This is a genomic window from Thermoanaerobacter sp. YS13, assembly GCF_000806225.2.
GTDB lineage: Bacteria > Bacillota > Thermoanaerobacteria > Thermoanaerobacterales > Thermoanaerobacteraceae > Thermoanaerobacter > Thermoanaerobacter uzonensis.
The window spans coordinates 413,707-434,768 of record NZ_JOOI01000002.1 but is presented as its reverse complement, the minus strand read 5'-3'; the positions used below and the strand labels follow the sequence as shown (position 1 = coordinate 434,768).

Sequence of the window (21,062 nt, the reverse complement as noted above, 5' to 3'; positions counted from 1 at the left end):
ATAGAGGCAAAAGCCTCTATTTTTTTTCAAATCTTTCTATCAAAGATTGTTTAGCTTGTTGTTCTAAAGAGTCATCCAAAGGAATTAATTCTACTTTTCCATATTTTATCTTTAAAGCAGTTTCAATTAAAATATCTGCAAATTCAGGATTTTTAGGAAGTACTGGGCCATGGAGATATGTTCCATACACATTTTTATAAATACATCCTTCTGTTTTATCTTCTCCATTATTTCCACTTCCAATTATTACTTTTCCTAAAGGATTAGATTTTCCAAGATAGGTTTTTCCAGAATGATTTTCAAAGCCTACCATTTTAAAGCTTTTTCTATTTATATTTGCTTCAATTACCACATTTCCTATCATCCTTTTGGTAGAAGCAATAGTCCACATATCTAATATACCAACACCTTCTAATTTATCACCTTTTGAGGTTTGATAATAATTTCCTAAAAGTTGGTATCCACCGCATATACCTAATACTGTCAAACCGTCTTCAATAGCTGCTTTAAGATTTTTTCCCTTTTTGATTGTCAAATCGTTGCTTACAATTTTTTGTTCTCTATCAGATCCGCCTCCTAAAAAAAGTATATCTATATCAGCAAAATTTGTGTTTAAATCTACTGTAATTGATTTTACTTCGGTTTCAATGTTTCGCCACTCACATCTTCTTTTTAATGACAAAATATTTCCCAAGTCCCCGTATAAATTTAATAAGTCTGGATACATATGGCCAATGACAAGTTTCATTTTTTGTCCTCCTGTGAGTTTAAATATTTATTTACCTCATAAAGGGATGTATAATTGGGAAGTACTGCTATTAATTCTTCCTTAGTTAGTTCAGATATTGAATCAAGAGCTTTATCTATAGAGTTTATGACTTTTATTTTATTAATATCAAAGTTTGCATATTTCAGTCTTACTGCCATGTCTTCAGCTCTTAAACCAGAAGTTATTATATAATTTACCTTTGTTTTTGATAAAAAGTCTTCTAAGTTTACGTCCCACAACCAGGACACATCTCTTCCATCCGCGTAGTTATCATTTATAGAGATTAAAAGGTTTAGAGGTTTATTAAATTGAGATAGCATATTTAAAGTACTTTCAAAACCGATAGGGTTTTTGATTAAATTTATTATCGCTTTTTTGTTTTTTATTTTAGTTTTTTGTAATCTTCCTTCTATAGGCCAATAGCTTTCTGTTGCTTTTGATATAGTGCTAAAGTTTATGTTCAACAAAATGCCAGCGGATATAGCTGCTAATAAATTATAAACATTGTATATGCCAATTAATCTACTTTTAAATGTAAGAATTTTATCTTTATAGTATAGATTAAAATTTATTCCATCTTCATTTAAAAATATATTAGTAGCTTTAAAATGAGGGTTTGGTCGCTTTTTGCCACAATTAGGGCAGTAATAATCTCCTAGTTGTCCGTAATATATTCTTTTGTATTTATATTTGTGGCCACAAATTGGACAGTATTTTTGTTCAAAAGAAGAGGAGTTAATTCCTTCAAGGTTGTCTTCAATTCCATAGTAAAAGACTTTCGATTTTATCTCATCTCCTATTGAAGCTGTAAAAGGTTCATCAGCATTTAACAGAACTATAGAGTCTTCAGGCAGTTTTAAAAGGGCTTCTTTTACTTTTTCTACTGTTGTGTCCAGTTCTCCGTATCTATCTAGCTGGTCTCTAAAAAAATTTGTTATCACTACAATGTTAGGTTTTACTTCTTCAATAATTACAGGCATGTTAGCTTCATCTACTTCGAAAACAGCTGCATTTTTATCTAAATTACCTAAAAAATTGCTGTTTTTTATTAAAGCAGTCGCAATTCCAGTTTTCATATTTGCTCCTTCTTTGTTGTGTACAACGCTTTTCCCAGAAATGGTCAAAATATAGGCTATTAATCCGGAAGTTGTAGTTTTGCCATTTGTACCTGTTATTATTACTTTGTTTTCTTTTATAGGTTCAATTAATTTTTTTATTAATTTAGAATCAGATTTCAGAGCTATTTTTCCAGGTAAAGATGTTCCACCTTTTCCTGTTATTTTACAAGATATATTCACAAGTTTACCTAAGTTAACGCTTAAAAATTTCACTATTTACCACCTTCTAGTAAATTTTATTCCCTATTTTTACTTCTCTTTCTGGTTGAAGCAATACTACATTTCCTTCTTCATCATCTACTCCTAGTACTAAAACTTCGGATACGAAGTCTGCAATTTGTTTAGGTGGAAAATTTACTACACACACTACTAATTTATTGTACAAATCTTCTTTTTTATATAACTTTGTTATTTGAGCGCTAGACTTTTTAATACCTAATTCACCAAAGTCAATTTTTAACTTATAGGCAGGTTTTTTTGCTTTAAGAAAATCTTCAACTTCAATTATCTTTCCCACTCTTATGTCAAGTTTTAAAAAATCTTCATAAGTAGCCATTGAATTCACCTCAATTTAAGTATATTATATTATAGGTATATTTGTTAAGTATATTATATTATAGGCAATAATAAAAATAAAATTATTTCCTCTTCATTTCCCGGGAAATTTTTCGGGAAATCATTTGAATTGAGCAATTCTTAAAAGAATGATAAAATAAAACTGTTGGATAAATTTGCGGAGGTTGTGAATATGGCAAAGGATGAAACTTATACTGCGAGTCAAATACAAATATTAGAGGGTTTAGAAGCAGTAAGAAAAAGGCCAGGAATGTATATAGGTTCTACTGGCAGCAGGGGATTGCATCACCTTGTATACGAAGTAGTCGATAATAGTATAGACGAAGCATTGGCCGGTTATTGCAAAAATATAGTAGTTACTATACACAAAGATAATTCTATAACGGTTGAAGATGACGGAAGAGGTATACCTACAGATATTCACCCCAAAGTTGGAAAACCAGCTGTAGAAGTAGCTTTAACGATGTTACATGCAGGTGGAAAATTTAATAATGACGCTTACAAAGTATCGGGAGGATTGCACGGAGTAGGTGTTTCTGTTGTAAATGCATTATCTGAAAAATTAGAAGTTATTGTAAAACAACATGGGAAAATTTATAGGCAAATATATGAAAGAGGAGTTCCAAAAACGGATTTAGAGGTTATTGGAGAGACAGAAGAGACAGGTACAACTATTACTTTTAAGCCGGATAAGGAAATTTTTGAAGAAACTGTATTCGACTATGATGTATTGGCCCAAAGATTGAGAGAATTAGCGTTTTTAAATAAGGGCATAAATATCAAACTCATAGACGAAAGAGACGGAAAAGAAGAGGTTTTTAATTATGAAGGTGGAATTATATCTTTTGTAAAGTATTTAAATAGAAATAAAGAAGTCCTCCATGAAGAGCCAATATACATGGAAGCGAAAAATAACGACTATGAAGTAGAGGTTTGCATGCAGTATAATGACAGCTATAATGAAAATATCTTTAGTTTTGCTAATAATATTGATACTAGAGAAGGTGGTACTCATCTAGTAGGCTTTAAAGCAGCTTTGACTAAAGTTATTAATGATTACGCAAGAAAATACGGAATTATAAAAGATAACGAGAAAAATTTACAAGGTGAAGATGTAAGAGAAGGACTTACAGCTATTGTAAGTGTAAAATTAAAAAATCCACAATTTGAAGGGCAGACTAAAACAAAATTAGGAAATTCTGAAATGAGGTCTATTGTAGAAAATGTAGTAACAGAAAAACTCACGGCTTTTTTAGAAGAAAATCCCTCAGTTGCAAAAATTATAGTAGAAAAAGCTACTCAAGCAGCAAGAGCAAGGGAAGCTGCGAGAAAAGCCAGAGAGCTTACCAGAAGAAAGTCTGCTCTTGAGAATACTACTTTGCCGGGTAAACTTGCCGACTGCTCAGAGAAAGACCCTTCTAAATGTGAGCTTTTCTTGGTAGAGGGTGACTCTGCAGGAGGTTCTGCTAAATCAGGTAGAAACAGCAGATTTCAAGCTATACTTCCACTCAGAGGAAAAATTTTAAATGTGGAGAAGGCAAGACTTGACAAGATACTATCTAATGAAGAGATAAGAGCAATGATAACTGCTTTAGGTACTGGCGTAGGGGATGATTTTGATATAAGTAAGTTAAGGTACCACAAAATAGTTATAATGACAGATGCAGATGTAGACGGAAGCCATATTAGGACACTGCTTTTAACATTTTTCTATAGGTTTATGAGACCTTTAATTGAAAATGGAAATGTGTACATTGCTCAACCACCTTTATATAAAATTACAAAAGGCAAAAAAGTATATTATGCTTACTCGGATAGAGAATTAGACAAGATTTTAAATGAAATTGGAAGGGAAAATTATACTGTTCAAAGGTATAAAGGTCTTGGAGAAATGAATGCTGACCAGTTATGGGATACAACTATGGATCCAGAAAAGAGGACGATGCTTAAAGTTACATTAGAGGATGCGATAGCTGCAGATGAGGTTTTCACCATTTTGATGGGGGATAAAGTCGAACCAAGAAGGGAATTTATAGAAAAATATGCAAAAACAGTTAGAAATTTAGACATATAAAAGAGGTGGAATAGATGAGTGAAGAAAAAGAGAAAGTAATTCCGGTAGACATTGAAGATGAAATGAAAAAATCTTATATAGATTATGCAATGAGTGTAATTGTTGGAAGAGCACTGCCAGATGTGAGAGATGGTTTGAAACCAGTTCATAGAAGGATTCTCTATGCTATGAATGAGTTGGGATTAACCCCTGACAAGCCATTTAAAAAGAGCGTTGCAGTTGTTGGTGAAGTTTTAGGAAAATACCATCCTCACGGTGATGCGGCTGTTTATGATACTTTAGTGAGACTGGCACAGGATTTTTCAATGAGAGAAACTTTGATAGATGGACACGGAAACTTTGGAAGCATAGATGGAGACCCTCCAGCTGCCATGAGATATACGGAAGCGAGGCTTTCAAAAATTGCCCTTGAAATGCTTACAGATATAAATAAAGAAACAGTAGATTTTGTGCCAAACTTTGACGAGACTTTAAAAGAGCCAGTTGTGCTTCCTTCTCGATTTCCTAATCTTTTAGTCAACGGTTCTCAAGGCATTGCTGTAGGTATGGCTACCAACATTCCTCCTCACAATTTAGGAGAAGTCATAGATGGCATTGTCGCTTATATAGACAATCCTTATATTTCAGTAGATGAACTGATGAAGTATATAAAGGGACCTGACTTTCCTACAGGAGGAATAATTCTAGGAAGAGACGGTATAAAAGAGACTTATGAGACAGGAAGAGGTAAAATTGTCGTTAGGGCAAAGGCAGAAATTGAAGAACATCACGGTAAGATGAGAATCGTAATTACTGAAATCCCTTATATGGTTCTTAAAGCTAAGTTAATTGAAAAGATAGCTGAGTTAGTCCGTGACAAGCACATAGAAGGAATTTCTGATTTAAGAGATGAATCTGATAGAAATGGAATGAAAATTGTAATAGAGCTAAAAAGAGATGTCAATCCAAAGGTGATACTTAATAAACTTTACATGCACACACAAATGCAGCAGACCTTTGGAGCTATAATGTTAGCTCTTGTAGACGGGGAGCCAAAAATATTAAATTTAAAGCAGATTATAGAAAAGTATGTAGATCATCAAGCAGATGTTGTAACGAGAAGGACCAAGTTTGACTTAAGAAAAGCGGAAGAAAGAGCACATATTTTAGAAGGGTTAAAAATTGCTCTTGACCACATTGATGAAGTTATAAACATAATAAGAAGTTCGAAGACAGAAGCAATTGCTAAGCAAAATTTAATGGATAAGTTTGGGTTAAGCGAAAAACAAGCACAAGCGATAGTTGACATGAGATTAGGAAGGTTGACGGGGCTTGAAAGGCAAAAAGTAGAAGATGAGCTTAAAGAGTTAATTGAAAAGATAAAAGAATTGAAAGAAATTCTGGCAGATGAAAGAAAAGTGTTGGAAATAATCAAAAAAGAGATTTTGGAAATAAAAGATAAATATGCTACTCCAAGGAAGACAAGCATTGTAGCAAAAGAAGAAGAGTTAGATTTAGAGGATTTGGTGCAATTGGAAGATGTAGTTGTGACAATGACTCATTATGGATATATAAAGAGAATGCCTCTTGATACTTATAAGGCTCAAAAACGTGGAGGAAAAGGCATATTAGGTATATCTACAAGAGAAGATGATTTTGTAGAGGATATATTTATCACTACAACTCATGACAGACTGTTGTTCTTTACAAACAAAGGGAAGGTATACAGTTTAAGGACAATAGACATTCCTGAGACAGGAAGACAAGCAAAAGGTACGGCTATTGTCAATCTCATACAGATAGCTCAAGGAGAGAAAGTCACAGCAGTTATTCCTCTTAAAAAGTCAGAAGATATTAAGTATGTTGTGATGTGCACTAAAAAAGGCATAATTAAAAAGACTTCTATAGAAGAGTTTAGGTCAATTAAGAGAAATGGTATAATAGCTATCACGTTGGAAGAAAGTGATGAGCTTATAAATGTAAAATTAACAAATGGAGAAAGAGAAATAATAATAGGGACTGCCAGAGGCTATGCTATAAGATTTAATGAAAAAGACATAAGACCTATGGGAAGAGTGGCGAAAGGTGTAATAGCTATTTCATTAAGAGAAGATGACGAAGTAGTAGAAATGGACCTTGTTCATCCCAATAGTGAAATTTTAGTAGTAACAGAAAATGGGTTTGGGAAGAGAACGGACTTAGAGGAATACAGGCTTCAAACAAGAGCAGGAAAGGGAATAATCGCAATAAGGCTTAGCGAAAAGACTGGTAAATTAGTGTCTATACGGTCAGTAAATCCGGAAGATGAATTTATGATAATTTCTGCAAATGGAATTCTTATAAGAATGAAGGTATCTGATATTTCTAAGATGCACAGAGATACAAGAGGAGTAACTCTTATGAAGCTTGATGATGGGGACAGGGTTGTTTCTACTGCAAGAATAGAAAATGAAGAATAAAATAAGCCCTCAAATTTGTGGGGGCTTATTTTTTAAAAGCTCTTTCATATTGTTTTGGCCAGTCTTCCTTTGAAGTGTAAGTATGCAGAACCCAATAGGGATTTCTTAAGAGCTCTCTTCCCAGTGCAACCAAGTCTGCCCTTTCATTTGAAAGAATTTCTTCTGCAAGCTCTTGTGTCGTTATTAATCCTACTGCAGAAGTTTTTATATTACAGTGCTTTTTAATTGCTTCAGCGTATTTAACTTGATATCCGGGATATAGGTTTATATCAACATTTAAAAGTCCTCCACTGCTTACATCAATTAAATCAACTTTGTTTCTTATCATGTTGATATATTCTACCATCATATCTATGTTTATTCCCCCTTCAATGTAATCATCTGCAGATACACGCACAAAAATAGGTTTGTTTTGAGGCCAATTTTTTCTAACTTCATCTATAACTTCAATTAAAAATCTTGCTCTATTTTCAATACTACCACCGTATTCATCTTTTCGTTTATTTGAAAGAGGAGAAAGAAATTCATGAATTAAATAGCCGTGAGCTGCATGTATTTCAACAACATCATAACCTGCTAAATGAGCCCTTCTGGCAGCTTTTCCAAAAGCTTTTACTATATATTTTATTTCCTCAATTGATAATTCTCTCGGAAGTTTGTAGTGTTCTCCTGCTTTAATAGGAGAAGGTCCTATGACATCCTCGTAGGATATATTACATTTTCTTCCTGCATGAGCAAGCTGTATTCCCATCACAGCGCCATTTGCCTTGCAGATGTCTACAATTCTTTTTAATTTTTCAGCCTGCTCATCATTCCATATACCAAGGTCATGGTCGGTTATTCTTCCTCTGCTTTCAACAGCTGTAGCTTCTTGCACAATAAGTCCTACTCCACCAATAGCCCTTGTGGCATAATGAACTATATGCCAGTCATTTGGCATTCCATCTGTAGAAGCTGTATACATACACATGGGAGACATCATGATTCTATTTTTGATTGTAATATCTTTTATTTTCAAAGGTGTATGTAAAATACCCATAAAAACTCTCCTTTCTTGAGATTTCTAATTTTAATCATAATACATAACTTTTCAAAAACCAAATCAGAAAAATATTTAAGTTTAATGTAATTTAGACAATTTAATGATAGTTTAAAAAAGAGCAATTTTTTTGGGGGATGTTTAAAATTTTTTAGTAAATGTAAACGATAGATTATTGAAAATTTACAAATAATTTAGTTGACTAAAGTAGGAGATGCTGCTAAAATAACAAGTAACTTTATTCGGATTTGCATTTTTAAAATGATAAAGAATAAAAGCGATGAAGGTGAGGGGTATGTGCGTAGGCTTAAGAGAGCCGGTGGCTGGTGCAAACCGGTGCCGAGGCGCATATTAGATCGCTCTGGAGCTGTATAGCTGAACGGTGGTAAGCTCATTAGGCTATACCGGGATTACCCGTTACAGGTCAAGTTGTATGACTTGGTGAGGCTATTGCCGTGAGGTAATAGCGAAAACAGGTGGTACCGCGTGGAGGAAATCCCCGCCCTGTGCTTTCAGGGCGGGGAATGATTTTTATAGGGGGTGATAATTTGCACATTATATCTGTCCTTGTTAACAATCATCCAGGAGTTTTGTCAAGGGTAGTAGGTCTTTTTTCAAGAAGAGGTTACAATATTGAAAGCCTTGCAGTAGGTACGACAGAAAGGGAAGATATTTCACGAATAACTTTGACAGTGGAAGGAGATGATTATACAGTTACACAGGTGATAAGGCAACTTAATAAACTCATAGATGTGTTGAAAGTACAAAACATAGGAGCAAGGGATAATGTTTCTCGAGAATTGCTGTTAGTTAAAGTAGGTTATGATTCAAACACAAGGGATGACATAATGCACATTGTAGATACTTTTAGAGCAAAGGTTATAGATATCTCAATGGATTCATTGATTATAGAACTTACCGGAGATAATGAAAAGATAAATGCTTTTATAAATTTAATAAATAAGTTCGATGTAAAAGAACTTGTCAGGACAGGACTTGTATCTTTAGAGAGAGGCAATAAAACACTAAAAGAATATGAGGGGGAATTGTAATGGCAAAGATGTATTATGACAAGGATGCAGATTTGAATTTGCTTAAAAACAAGAAAATCGCAATAATAGGTTTTGGAAGTCAAGGTCATGCTCATGCACTAAATTTAAGAGATTCTGGGCTTGATGTAGTAGTTGGTCTTTACGAGGGAAGTAAATCAAAAGAAAGGGCAGAAAAAGAAGGGCTGAAAGTTTATACAGTTGAGGAAGCAGCTAAAGTAGCAGATATCATAATGATACTAATACCGGATGAAAAACAGGCAAAAGTCTATAAAGAAAGCATAGAAAAAAATCTTACAGAAGGTAAAGCTCTTGCCTTTGCTCATGGTTTTAACATTCATTTTAAACAGATTGTTCCTCCTGAAAATGTAGATGTGTTTATGGTAGCTCCAAAAGGTCCTGGACATCTTGTAAGAAGGGTATATCAAGAAGGAAAAGGAGTTCCAAATCTTGTAGCTGTATATCAGAATTACACTGGTAAGGCTTTTGAAATAGCTTTAGCCTATGCAAAAGGAATAGGAGGTACACGGGCAGGTGTTATTGAAACTACATTTAAAGAGGAAACAGAAACAGACCTTTTTGGAGAGCAAGCTGTTCTTTGTGGTGGAGTTACAGAACTTATGAAAGCAGGATTTGAAACATTAGTAGAAGCTGGTTATCAGCCAGAAATAGCTTATTTCGAATGTGTGCATGAAATGAAACTTATAGTCGACCTAATATACGAAGGCGGTTTTAGTTATATGAGATATTCTATTTCGGATACTGCAGAATTTGGAGACTATATGACAGGAAAGAGGATAATAACAGAAGAGACTCGAAAAGAGATGAAAAAAGTTTTGTCAGAAATACAGTCAGGAAAATTTGCAAAAGAGTGGCTTTTAGAAAATCAGGTAGGAAGACCACAGTACAATGCTATAAAAGAAAAAGAGGCAAATCATCTTATTGAAAAAGTTGGTAAAGGTTTGAGAGAAATGATGGCTTGGATTAAAAAAGAATGAATAAGGAGGTAGATAGGCAATGGGGGTCAAAAGAGTCATTGTTTTTGACACTACGTTACGAGATGGTGAGCAGACTCCTGGCGTCAATTTTAACATTAACGATAAATTTGAAATAGCAAAACAGTTGGTATCCTTAGGAGTGGATGTCATAGAGGCAGGATTTCCAGCAGCTTCTAATGGAGATTTTGAAGCAGTTAAAAATATTGCTGATAAATTAAAAGGTGTTACTATTGCTGCAATGGCAAGGTCTGTAAAAGAGGACATAGACAGAGCCAGCAGTGCTTTGAAAAATGCTGAAAGGTCGAGATTACACGTTTTTATCGCAACTTCTGATATACATCTTAAATATAAACTTAAGATGTCAAGAGAAGAAATGCTCCAAAGAGCTGTTGAAATGGTAAAGTACGCAAAAGGAAAATTTGATGAAATTGAATTTTCAGCAGAAGATGCTTCAAGAACTGATTGGGACTTTTTAGTAAAAGTTTTTAGTGAGGTAATCGATGCAGGAGCAAATGTAATAAATGTGCCCGATACTGTGGGATATGCGATGCCAAGAGAATTTGGAGAACTCATAAAATACATCAGAAATAATATTCCCAACATCGATGGAGTAATGATAAGTGCTCATTGTCACAATGATTTAGGAATGGCTGTAGCAAATTCCTTGTCTGCCATAGAAAATGGAGCGACTCAGGTAGAAGTGACTGTAAACGGAATAGGAGAAAGGGCAGGAAATGCAGCTATGGAAGAAGTAGTAATGGCATTAAATACGAGAAAAGATTATTTTGGCCTTGTTCACGGAATAAACACTAAAGAGATATACAATACAAGCAAACTGGTAAGCAAACTTACAGGAATTAACCTCCAACCTAATAAAGCAATTGTAGGTGCTAATGCTTTTAGGCATCAAGCGGGAATTCACCAACATGGAGTTATAAACAACAGAGCTACTTATGAGATAATGAAACCAGAAGATATCGGAATAGTTCCAGATACTTTTGCATTAGGTAAGCTATCAGGAAGAAATGCTTTTGAATTAAAAGTCAGACAATTGGGGTACAACAATCTTTCGCCAGGAGAGTTAAGTGATGCTTTTAGAAGGTTTAAAGATTTGGCAGACAGAAAAAAGGTGATTGTAGATGAGGATATAAGATTTGTTGTTGAAGAGACTTTGGAAGAGTTTAGAAGTCTTAAGGAGGGAGAAGCTTGGGCTTAACATTGACACAAAAGATATTGTCAGCAAAAATTGGTAGAAAAGTCAAAGCGGGGGAGTTAATTGAAGTTGATGTGGATATGGTGTTAGGCAATGACGTCACTGCTCCTGTTGCTATAAAGGAGTTTGAAAAAATAGGAAAAGAAGAGGTATTTGACAAGACTAAAATTGCCCTTGTCCCTGACCATTTTGTTCCTAATAAGGACATAAAATCGGCGGAGCAAGTGAATATAATGAGAAAATTTGCAAAAAAACATGGAATAGTAAATTTCTTTGAAGTAGGGCAAATGGGGATAGAGCACGCACTTTTACCCGAAAAAGGACTTGTACTTCCGGGGGATGTTGTCATAGGTGCTGATTCTCACACTTGCACCTATGGCGCTCTTACTTGTTTTTCTACAGGGGTAGGAAGCACTGATATGGCGGCAGCAATGGCGACAGGCAAGGCGTGGTTTAAAGTGCCAGAAGCTATAAAATTTGTGTTAAAAGGCGATTTGCAAAAATGGGTAAGTGGAAAAGATGTTATCTTGTATATAATCGGAAAAATAGGAGTTGACGGGGCTTTATACAAATCTATGGAATTTACAGGGAATATAAAAGCTTTGTCAATGGACGATAGATTCACAATCGCCAATATGGCAATAGAAGCAGGGGCTAAAAACGGTATTTTCGATTTTGACGAAATTACCGAAGCATATGTTAAAGGGAGAGCAAGAAGAGAGTATAAGGTATTTGAAAGGGATGTAGATGCTGAGTACAGTGAAGTTTATGAGATAAATTTGGATGAGATAAAGCCTCAAATAGCATTTCCTCATTTGCCTGAAAACACCAGAAATATTGATGAGGTTGGAAAAGTGAAAATAGACCAAGTGGTTATTGGTTCTTGTACCAATGGACGTATATCAGACATGGAGATAGCTTATAAGATATTGAAGGGCAAAAAGGTTCATCCTGATGTAAGACTTTTAATTTTCCCCGCAACACAGGAAATATACTTAGAATGTGTTAAAAGAGGTTACATCGAAGAGTTTATAAAAGCAGGTGCAGCAGTATCTACTCCTACGTGTGGTCCTTGCCTTGGCGGACATATGGGAATTTTGGCTAAAGGAGAAAGGGCACTGGCTACTACTAATAGAAATTTTGTAGGAAGAATGGGACATCCTGAGAGTGAAGTGTATCTTTCAAGTCCAGCTGTTGCGGCGGCTTCAGCTATTGCAGGATATATCGTAAGTCCAGAGGAGGTAGAATGATGCAGGGGAAAGCCATAAAATATGGGGACAATATAGATACAGATGTTATAATACCAGCAAGGTATTTAAACACATCAGACCCACAAGAATTGGCACAGCATTGCATGGAAGATTTAGACAAAGAATTTAAAAACAAAGTTCAAGAAGGAGATATACTGGTTGTAGGTGAAAATTTTGGTAGTGGTTCCTCCAGAGAGCATGCGCCAATTGCTATTAAAGCATCTGGTATATCCTGTATAATTGCTAAGTCGTTTGCAAGAATTTTTTTCAGAAATGCAATAAATATAGGGCTTCCGATATTAGAATGCAAAGAGGCAGTAGATGGGATTGAAGAAGGTGATATTGTTTTGGTTGATACAGATAATGGAATTATAAAAAATTTGACTAAAGGAACAGAATTTAAAGCTCAACCCTTTCCTGACTTCATAAAAGAAATAATGAAATATGGTGGACTTATAAATTATGTCAGAGAGAAGGTGTGACATTGTTTAAAATTGCTGTTTTGCCTGGAGATGGAATTGGACCTGAAGTCATAGAAGAAGGGTTAAAAGTTTTGTCTGCTATAGAAGACAAGTACAAACTTAAATTTGATGTAAAAAAGTATCCCTTTGGGGGAGAAGCTATAGATAAATATGGTGTTCCCTATCCGGAAGAGACAAAAAATGCATGTCTTTCTAGTGATGCTGTTCTTTTGGGAGCAGTAGGGGGACCTAAATGGGATGACCTTGAGGGGGATAAAAGGCCAGAAGCGGGTCTTCTGGCTTTAAGAAAAAGCCTAGGGGTTTATGCAAATCTAAGACCTGCCGTTCTTTATCCTCCTTTAAAAGAAGCTTCTCCTTTAAAAAACGAATTATTACAAGAGGTGTTAGATATTCTTGTGGTAAGAGAACTTACTGGTGGTATTTATTTTGGACCGAGAGGAACAGTTGCTATAGATTATGGTTTTAAGGCTTATGATACAGAAGTGTACCAGACTTCAGAGATAGAAAGGATAGCAGTTATTGCTTTTGAAGCGGCTTTAAAGAGGAAAAAGAAAGTCACTTCTGTAGACAAGGCAAACATTTTGGATTCTTCAAGATTGTGGAGAAAAACGGTAGAAGAAATAAGTAAGAGATATCCTGATGTTGAGTTAAACCATATGTATGTAGATAATTGTGCTATGCAACTAATTAAAAATCCTTCTCAATTTGATGTAATTCTCACTTCCAATATGTTTGGCGATATATTAAGTGACGAGGCTTCCCAACTTACAGGTTCTATAGGTATGCTTCCCTCTGCTAGCTTAAGAGAAGATAAAGTAGGACTTTATGAACCTATACACGGTTCTGCTCCAGATATTGCTGGAACAAAAAAAGCAAATCCTTTAGCTACAATACTGTCAGTTGCTATGATGCTGGAATATTCTTTTGACCTTATAGATGCTGCTAATGACATAAAGGATGCAGTAAATAAAGTTTTAGAGGCAGGTTATAGGACTTTTGATTTAGGAAAGGGAATAATTTTAAATACTCAGGAGATGGGAGATAAAGTGGTAGAGTATGTAAAGGGGTGAGGAGATTGATAAGCGATAGCATAAAAAAGGGAGTTGAAAAGGCGCCGCATAGGTCACTTTTATATGCTTTAGGCCTTACAGATGAAGAAATAAAAAGGCCGATTATTGGTGTGGCAAATTCAAAAAACGAAATTATACCAGGACATATTCACCTTGACAAAATAGCGGAAGCTGTAAAAGCAGGCATCAGAATGGCAGGAGGAACTCCTATAGAGTTTTCCACTATTGGTGTTTGTGATGGCATTGCCATGAACCATAAAGGTATGAAATACTCTTTAGGGAGTAGAGAACTTATTGCAGATAGCATTGAAATCATGGCAATGGCCCATGGTTTTGACGGGCTTGTGCTTATACCTAATTGCGACAAAATAGTGCCAGGAATGCTTATGGCAGCAGCACGCCTAAATATTCCTGCAATAGTTGTAAGCGGAGGGCCAATGCTTGCAGGAAAGTGTAATGGAGATACCTGTGATTTGAGCAGTGTTTTTGAAGCGGTAGGGGCTCACAAGGTTGGTAAAATCACTGAGGAAGACCTCTACAGAATAGAGCTTAACGCTTGCCCTACCTGTGGTTCCTGCTCTGGTATGTTTACCGCAAATACTATGAATTGCTTGACAGAGGCTTTAGGAATGGGACTTCCGGGGAATGGCACAATTCCAGCTGTTTATTCTGAAAGGATAAGACTTGCAAAACAAGCTGGAATGAAAATCATGGAGCTTGTAGAGAGAGGAATTAAGCCTTCCAATATACTTACAAAAGAGGCATTTATAAACGCCTTTAGTGTAGACATGGCTTTAGGTGGTTCTACAAATACAGTATTGCACTTAAAAGCTATAGCTCATGAGGCAGGCGTAGATATACCTTTAAATGAGATTAATGAGATTAGTGCAAGAGTACCTAATTTATGTAAATTAAGTCCTGCAGGGAAATACCACATAGAGGACCTTTATTTTGCAGGCGGAATTTCAGCTGTTTTAAAAGAGCTAACGAAAGCTAATCTTATAAATATTGAAGCGTTAACAGTTACAGGAAAGACATTAGGAGAGAATATAAAAGACGCGAAAGTTTTAAATCATGATGTGATAAGGCCAATAGACAACCCTTACAGCAGTACTGGAGGTCTTGCGATACTGTACGGGAACATTGCAAGAGAAGGAGCTGTTGTAAAAGCATCTGCTGTAGCAAAAGAGATGTTAAAACATGAAGGACCAGCAAAGGTATTTAATTCTGAAGAAGAAGCCATAGCTGCAATATATGGAGGAAAAATACAAAAAGGTGATGTGGTAGTAATAAGATACGAAGGTCCAAAAGGTGGGCCGGGAATGAGAGAAATGTTAAGTCCTACTTCAGCCCTTGCAGGTATGGGACTTGACAAAGATGTCGCTCTTATAACAGACGGTAGGTTTTCAGGTGCAACAAGAGGAGCTTCCATAGGACACGTCTCTCCGGAAGCTATGGAAGGAGGAGAAATAGCGATTATTGAAGATGGGGATATTATTGAAATTGATATTCCCGCAAGAAAAATTAATGTGAAATTAACTGATGAGGAGATTAAAGAAAGAATGAAAAGATGGGTAAGACCTGAACCAAAGATAAAAACTGGTTATATGGAAAGATATGCAGAGCAGGTGACTTCTGCAAATACAGGTGCAGTTTTTAAGGGGGGAGGTATATGAAGTTAAAAGGAGCGCAAGTAGTTATAGAAGTTTTAAAAGAGATGGATGTTGATACTATATTTGGCATACCAGGAGGAGCAGTTATTCCCATTTATGATGCTCTTTATGACTCTGATATAAGGCATATTTTAGCTACTCACGAGCAAATGGCAGCTCATATGGCAGATGGTTACGCTAGGGCAACAGGAAGAGTTGGGGTTTGCTTTGCTACCTCTGGCCCCGGTTCTACCAATCTTGTAACGGGTATAGCTAATGCTTATATGGATTCAGTACCTGTTGTAGCGATAACAGGACAGGTTCCTACAAATCTTATAGGAAAGGATGCTTTTCAAGAAGTAGATATAACAGGTATTACGATGCCTATAACTAAACACAACTTTATTGTAAAGTCTCCTGATAAACTGGCAGATACAATAAGGCAGGCATTTGCAATAGCCAAAAGTGGAAGGCCTGGTCCTGTGTTAGTAGATATTCCAAAAGATATACAGAATGCTGATATAGAATATGTTAAGGAAATGGGAGATAGTATTAATATAAGAAACAATGTCAATGTAATAGTTTCGCAAAAAGAGTTAGACAAAGCCATTGAATTCATTTTGCAAAGTAGAAAACCTGTAATATTTGCAGGAGGAGGAGTGATTTGGGGAGAAGCATCAGAGGAACTTATAAAATTTGCAGAGAAGACCAATATACCTGTTGCTACTTCTTTAATGGGGTTAGGATGCTTTCCAGAAGACCATCCTTTGTCATTAGGTCTTATTGGCATGCATGGAAGCAGATTTGCAAATTTGGCTGTGTATAAATCAGACCTTGTGATAGCGATAGGAACGAGATTTAGCGACAGAGTCGCTGGCAAAGCAGGGGGACTTGCTCCAAATGCTAAAATAATCCATATTGATATTGACCCTGCAGAATTAGGAAAAAACGTGGAAGTAGAGGTAGCAGTTATAGGCAAAGTAAAAGAAGTATTGAAACTTTTAACGAATAAACTTCCATTTATTGAGAGAAAAGAATGGTTAGAGGAAACTTCTTTCTTGAGAGAAAAGCACGGATTAAAGTATAAAAACGATGAAGTTTTGAGGCCTCAGTGGATAGTAGAAAAAATTCAACAGCTTTCAAACGATGACCTTATAATAGCCACTGAAGTGGGACAAAATCAAATGTGGGCTGCGCAGTATTATAAATTTAAACAGCCCAGGACTTTTGTGACTTCAGGAGGACTAGGGACAATGGGCTTTGGGCTTCCTGCTGCAATAGGTGCACAAGTGGGAAAGCCAGATAAAAGAGTTGTAAACATTGCAGGTGATGGAAGTTTAAGAATGAATATACATGCCTTAGAAACAGCTGCTGTATATAATATTCCGGTTATAACGGTACTACTCAACAACCAAACTTTAGGAATGGTAAGACAGTGGCAAAATCTTTTGTATGACAAGAGATTTTCCCACACAGATTTGAACGCAAATTTGAATTTTGCTAAGCTTGCAAATGACTTTGGAGTAGAAGGAATAAGAGTTACAACAAAGGAAGAATTCGAAAAAGCTTTTAGAAAAGCCTATAGCGAAAATAGACCTTTTATGATAGAATGTATTATAGATAAAGATGAAATGGTGCTTCCTTTTATTCCTGCAGGTGGTACTGTTGAAAATACAATTGGATAAAACCTTCGGGGATCGGTGAAATTCCGTACCGGCGGTATAGCCCGCGAGCCTTTTGGCAGACTCGGTGAAATTCCGAGGCCGACAGTTAAAGTCTGGATGGGAGAAGGAGAAATATTCCTCAGGGAATATGTTCTCTGGGGATTTTTTAACCCTGAAGGTTTAACCTTCAGGATTTTTTAGTATAGGAGGGATTAAATTGGAAAAATATATGAAAATGGCTTTAAAACTGGCTGAAAAAGGATGGGGACATACAAACCCTAATCCACTTGTGGGTGCTGTAATAGTTAAAAATGGAAAAATAATAGGGGAGGGTTATCATGAATATTTTGGAGGGCCACATGCTGAAGTAAATGCGTTAAAAAATGCAGTTGAAGATGTCAAAGGTTCTACTATGTTTGTAACACTTGAACCTTGCAGCCATTATGGCAAAACGCCTCCTTGTGTTGAAGAAATAATTAAATCTGGCATTAAGAGAGTATATATAGCGATGGAAGACCCAAATCCCAAAGTTAGCGGGAACGGTATAAAAATGTTAAAAGAAGCGGGAATAGAAGTACATGTGGGGATGATGGAGAAAGAAGCGAGGAAACTCAACGAAATATTTGTTAAATATATTACGACAAAATTTCCATTTGTGATATTAAAATCTGCTATGAGTATTGATGGTAAGATTGCTTGTTATAATGGAATTTCTAAATGGATTACAAATGAGAAATCAAGAAAATTTGCTCATAAAATAAGAGGACGTGTATCCGCGATTATGGTTGGGATAAATACAGTAATTAAAGATAACCCAATGCTTACAACAAGGTTGGAAGGGTATAAAAGTCCTATAAGGATTATTGTGGATAGCAGAGGCAGAATTCCACTTGACTCAAATGTAATAAGAGACAAAACGGCCAAAACGATAATTGCTACAACAGAACTTATACCAAACAATGTGAGAAAGAAGCTTGAAGATATGGATATTGAAGTTATTATATTAAAGAACGACAATGGAAAAGTACCTTTAAAACAACTAATGATAAAACTTGGAGAGAGGGGGATTGATAGTGTATTGATTGAAGGCGGTGGGACATTAAATTGGTCTTTATTTAAAGAGGGAATTGTTGATAAAGTTATGTTTTTTATATCACCTAGAATAATAGGAGGAAAAAATGCTTTAACACCTGTAGAAGGTATAGGCTTTTCGGATATAGGAAATTCAATAGTATTAAAAGATGTGGAGATTGATAGAATAGATGATGATATACTAATAACAGCATATGTTAGAAAGTAGGTTATGGCGTATGTTTACTGGAATTATAGAAGAAACAGGGACTGTAAAAAATATTATACATGGTACTTTTACAAAAATTGTTATAAAATGTAGCAAAGTCCTTGAGGGAACAATAATAGGTGATAGTATAGCAGTTAACGGTGTATGCTTAACTGTTACTAATATGTCAAACGAAAGTTTTGTAGCTGACGTTATGCCTGAAACCATGAGAGCAAGCAATTTAAAAGATTTAAAAATTGGAAGCATTGTCAATCTTGAAAGAGCACTTCAAGTTGGAAGGAGAATGGGTGGGCATATCGTAACTGGTCATATAGATTGCGTTGGAAAAATCATAGACAAAAGGCAGGAAAAAAATGCTTTTATATTTAAGATAGCTATAAATGAGAAATTTGCAAAATACATTGTGCGGAAGGGAAGTATTGCGGTTGATGGTATAAGTTTAACGGTTGTTGAGGATGGATATGATTATTTTGCTGTTTCAGTTATTCCACATACAATGCTTAAGACCACATTGGGTTATAAAGGGGTAGGAGATAGTGTAAATATCGAAGTTGATATACTTTCCAAGTATGTAGAAAAACTAATAGGGAAAAAGGATATAAAAGATTTATTAAAAGAAAATGGATTTATATAGATGTGGATGACTTCTCTAAGTTAAGGAGGAAAGACCGATGTTTGATAGGATAGAAGATGCAATAGAAGATATAAAGCAAGGGAAAATGATTATTGTGGTAGATGATGAAAATAGGGAAAATGAAGGCGACTTAGTTATGGCAGCAGAAAAAGTTACAGGAGAACACGTTAATTTTATGATAAAATATGGACGGGGTCTTGTATGTGTTCCAATGACAGAAAAGAGACTTAATGAGCTTGGCATTTACCAAATGGTTGAGAATAACACTGACCATAAAGAAACTGCTTTTACTGTATCTGTAGATTATAAAGAATGTACCACTGGTATTTCTGCATTTGAAAGAGCACTGACGGTGAAGAAATTAGTAGATAATAATTCAAAGCCAGAAGATTTTACAAAGCCGGGACATATCTTTCCTTTAAAAGCAAAAGATGGTGGTGTCTTAGTAAGAGCAGGACATACAGAAGCAGCTGTAGACCTTGCAGTTCTTGCGGGACTCAAACCTGCTGGAGTAATATGCGAAATCATAAAAGACGATGGAAATATGGCAAGATTACATGACCTTTTGGAGTTTGCAAAAAAATTTGGATTAAGAATCATATCTATTGAAGATTTGATAAAGTACAGAATGAAAAATGAAATACTTGTGAGAAGGGTAGCACAGGCGAAACTTCCAACAAAATATGGGAATTTTGAAATTGTCGGGTATGAAGAAATATTAACAGGAAAACAGCATGTAGCTTTGATTAAGGAAGACTTGATTAAAGAACCTGTACTTGTGAGGATACATTCTGAATGTCTTACAGGGGATATATTAGGGTCGTTAAGATGTGACTGTGGTGACCAGCTTCATGCGGCAATGGAAAGAATAGGACAGGAAGGAGGGGTACTAGTTTATTTGAGGCAGGAAGGAAGGGGCATAGGACTTTTAAACAAGATTAAAGCGTATCATCTGCAGGATCAAGGATTTGATACTGTTGAAGCGAATATTAAGCTTGGTTTTCCACCTGATTTAAGAGAATACAGCATAGCTGCACAGATTTTGAAAGATATAGGAGTTAAAAAGATAAGGATTATGACAAATAATCCGCAAAAAATTATGGAATTATCAGAGTATGGTCTTGATGTTGTAGAAAGGGTTTCTATAGAAATCTGTCCAAATCATTATAATGAAAAATACCTCAAAACAAAAAAGGAAAAAATGGGACATCTAATTTTGGAAGTGTGAAATACCACAAAAAGGAGAGTGTATAGTTTATGAAAATATATGAAGGAAAACTTATAGCAGAAGGAAAGAAATTTGGAATTGTGGTAAGCAGATTCAATGAATTTATAACGGGAAAACTTCTCGAAGGGGCACTTGATGCCTTAAAAAGGCATGGTGCTTTAAATGAGGATATTGAAATTGCGTGGGTACCTGGAGCATTTGAAATACCACTGATAGCTAAAAAAATGGCTGAATCTAAAAGGTATAATGCAGTAATTGCACTTGGAGCAGTAATAAGAGGAGAAACACCCCATTTTGATTACGTTGCAAATGAGGTATCAAAAGGTATTGCAAAAATATCTCTTGATACAGAAGTTCCAATTATATTTGGTGTTCTTACCACAGATACAATTGAGCAAGCTATTGTAAGGGCAGGAACAAAGGGTGGCAATAAAGGTTTTGAGTCAGCCGTTACTGCAATAGAGATAGCAAATCTAATGGAGGAAATAAAATAAGGGCAAAAAGCCCT

18 protein-coding genes, 1 riboswitch and 1 other annotated feature are annotated in these 21,062 nt (G+C 35.5%); of the genes, 14 read left to right on the top strand and 4 right to left on the bottom strand.

Going from position 1 to position 21,062, the window contains the following annotated elements; translation table 11 throughout:
- Nucleotides 1-16: 16 nt before the first annotated feature.
- From THYS13_RS09935 to THYS13_RS09925, 3 genes are read right to left on the bottom strand one after another with little or no spacing between them, the layout of a single operon-like run.
- Nucleotides 17-748, bottom strand: coding sequence for a type 1 glutamine amidotransferase (locus tag THYS13_RS09935; RefSeq protein WP_042834372.1), 732 nt, complete (start codon nt 746-748; stop codon nt 17-19).
- Nucleotides 745-2,100: a Mur ligase family protein gene (locus THYS13_RS09930; protein ID WP_042834371.1), complete on the bottom strand. Its 1,356-nt coding sequence runs from the start codon at nt 2,098-2,100 to the stop codon at nt 745-747. Before THYS13_RS09930 ends, THYS13_RS09935 begins: the two co-directional genes overlap by 4 nt.
- 13 nt (nt 2,101-2,113) lie before the next feature.
- Nucleotides 2,114-2,443, bottom strand: coding sequence for a tRNA-binding protein (locus tag THYS13_RS09925; RefSeq protein WP_042834370.1), 330 nt, complete (start codon nt 2,441-2,443; stop codon nt 2,114-2,116).
- Nucleotides 2,444-2,635: 192 nt separating this feature from the next.
- Here THYS13_RS09925 and gyrB point away from each other — a divergent pair, with 192 nt between their 5' ends.
- Entirely contained in the window at nt 2,636-4,537 is a 1,902-nt protein-coding gene (gene gyrB, locus THYS13_RS09920; RefSeq protein ID WP_042834369.1) for a DNA topoisomerase (ATP-hydrolyzing) subunit B, read from the top strand.
- Nucleotides 4,538-4,551: 14 nt separating this feature from the next.
- Entirely contained in the window at nt 4,552-6,975 is a 2,424-nt protein-coding gene (gyrA, locus tag THYS13_RS09915) for a DNA gyrase subunit A (protein WP_042834368.1), read from the top strand.
- A gap of 25 nt (nt 6,976-7,000) precedes the next feature.
- Here gyrA and namA read toward each other — a convergent pair whose 3' ends face one another.
- Nucleotides 7,001-8,014: an NADPH dehydrogenase NamA gene (gene namA, locus THYS13_RS09910; RefSeq protein ID WP_042834367.1), complete on the bottom strand. Its 1,014-nt coding sequence runs from the start codon at nt 8,012-8,014 to the stop codon at nt 7,001-7,003.
- Between the two features lie 271 nt (nt 8,015-8,285).
- Nucleotides 8,286-8,524 (top strand) — a binding site (T-box leader).
- A 38-nt stretch (nt 8,525-8,562) separates the two neighbouring features.
- Here namA and ilvN point away from each other — a divergent pair.
- The 12 genes from ilvN to ribE all read left to right on the top strand — a co-directional run bounded on the left by ilvN (nt 8,563) and on the right by ribE (nt 21,048).
- The gene (ilvN, locus tag THYS13_RS09905) at nt 8,563-9,066 is read left to right on the top strand and encodes an acetolactate synthase small subunit (protein WP_042834773.1); all 504 of its coding nucleotides are present in this window, start codon (nt 8,563-8,565) and stop codon (nt 9,064-9,066) included.
- Nucleotides 9,066-10,061, top strand: coding sequence for a ketol-acid reductoisomerase (ilvC, locus tag THYS13_RS09900; RefSeq protein ID WP_042834366.1), 996 nt, complete (start codon nt 9,066-9,068; stop codon nt 10,059-10,061). The genes ilvN and ilvC overlap by 1 nt, the downstream gene beginning before the upstream one ends.
- 19 nt (nt 10,062-10,080) lie before the next feature.
- Nucleotides 10,081-11,277: a 2-isopropylmalate synthase gene (locus tag THYS13_RS09895; protein WP_042834365.1), complete on the top strand. Its 1,197-nt coding sequence runs from the start codon at nt 10,081-10,083 to the stop codon at nt 11,275-11,277.
- On the top strand, nt 11,268-12,524 hold the full coding sequence (leuC, locus tag THYS13_RS09890; RefSeq protein ID WP_042834364.1) for a 3-isopropylmalate dehydratase large subunit: 1,257 nt from the start codon (nt 11,268-11,270) through the stop codon (nt 12,522-12,524). The genes THYS13_RS09895 and leuC overlap by 10 nt, the downstream gene beginning before the upstream one ends.
- Nucleotides 12,524-13,006, top strand: a complete 483-nt coding sequence (gene leuD, locus THYS13_RS09885) for a 3-isopropylmalate dehydratase small subunit (protein WP_003867393.1) — start codon at nt 12,524-12,526, stop codon at nt 13,004-13,006. Before leuC ends, leuD begins: the two co-directional genes overlap by 1 nt.
- Nucleotides 13,007-13,008: 2 nt before the next feature.
- Nucleotides 13,009-14,076: a 3-isopropylmalate dehydrogenase gene (leuB, locus tag THYS13_RS09880; protein WP_042834363.1), complete on the top strand. Its 1,068-nt coding sequence runs from the start codon at nt 13,009-13,011 to the stop codon at nt 14,074-14,076.
- Between the two features lie 5 nt (nt 14,077-14,081).
- Complete coding sequence (ilvD, locus tag THYS13_RS09875; protein WP_042834362.1) at nt 14,082-15,752, top strand: dihydroxy-acid dehydratase; 1,671 nt, start codon at nt 14,082-14,084, stop codon at nt 15,750-15,752.
- Entirely contained in the window at nt 15,749-17,413 is a 1,665-nt protein-coding gene (ilvB, locus tag THYS13_RS09870; protein WP_042834361.1) for a biosynthetic-type acetolactate synthase large subunit, read from the top strand. Before ilvD ends, ilvB begins: the two co-directional genes overlap by 4 nt.
- Nucleotides 17,411-17,525: riboswitch (FMN riboswitch) on the top strand. It overlaps the preceding gene by 3 nt.
- An 84-nt stretch (nt 17,526-17,609) precedes the next feature.
- On the top strand, nt 17,610-18,692 hold the full coding sequence (ribD, locus tag THYS13_RS09865; protein ID WP_042834360.1) for a bifunctional diaminohydroxyphosphoribosylaminopyrimidine deaminase/5-amino-6-(5-phosphoribosylamino)uracil reductase RibD: 1,083 nt from the start codon (nt 17,610-17,612) through the stop codon (nt 18,690-18,692).
- 10 nt (nt 18,693-18,702) lie between these two features.
- Nucleotides 18,703-19,326: a riboflavin synthase gene (locus THYS13_RS09860; protein ID WP_042834359.1), complete on the top strand. Its 624-nt coding sequence runs from the start codon at nt 18,703-18,705 to the stop codon at nt 19,324-19,326.
- Between the two features lie 37 nt (nt 19,327-19,363).
- The gene (locus tag THYS13_RS09855; protein WP_042834358.1) at nt 19,364-20,554 is read left to right on the top strand and encodes a bifunctional 3,4-dihydroxy-2-butanone-4-phosphate synthase/GTP cyclohydrolase II; all 1,191 of its coding nucleotides are present in this window, start codon (nt 19,364-19,366) and stop codon (nt 20,552-20,554) included.
- A gap of 29 nt (nt 20,555-20,583) precedes the next feature.
- On the top strand, nt 20,584-21,048 hold the full coding sequence (gene ribE, locus THYS13_RS09850) for a 6,7-dimethyl-8-ribityllumazine synthase (protein WP_042834357.1): 465 nt from the start codon (nt 20,584-20,586) through the stop codon (nt 21,046-21,048).
- Nucleotides 21,049-21,062 lie beyond the last annotated feature (14 nt).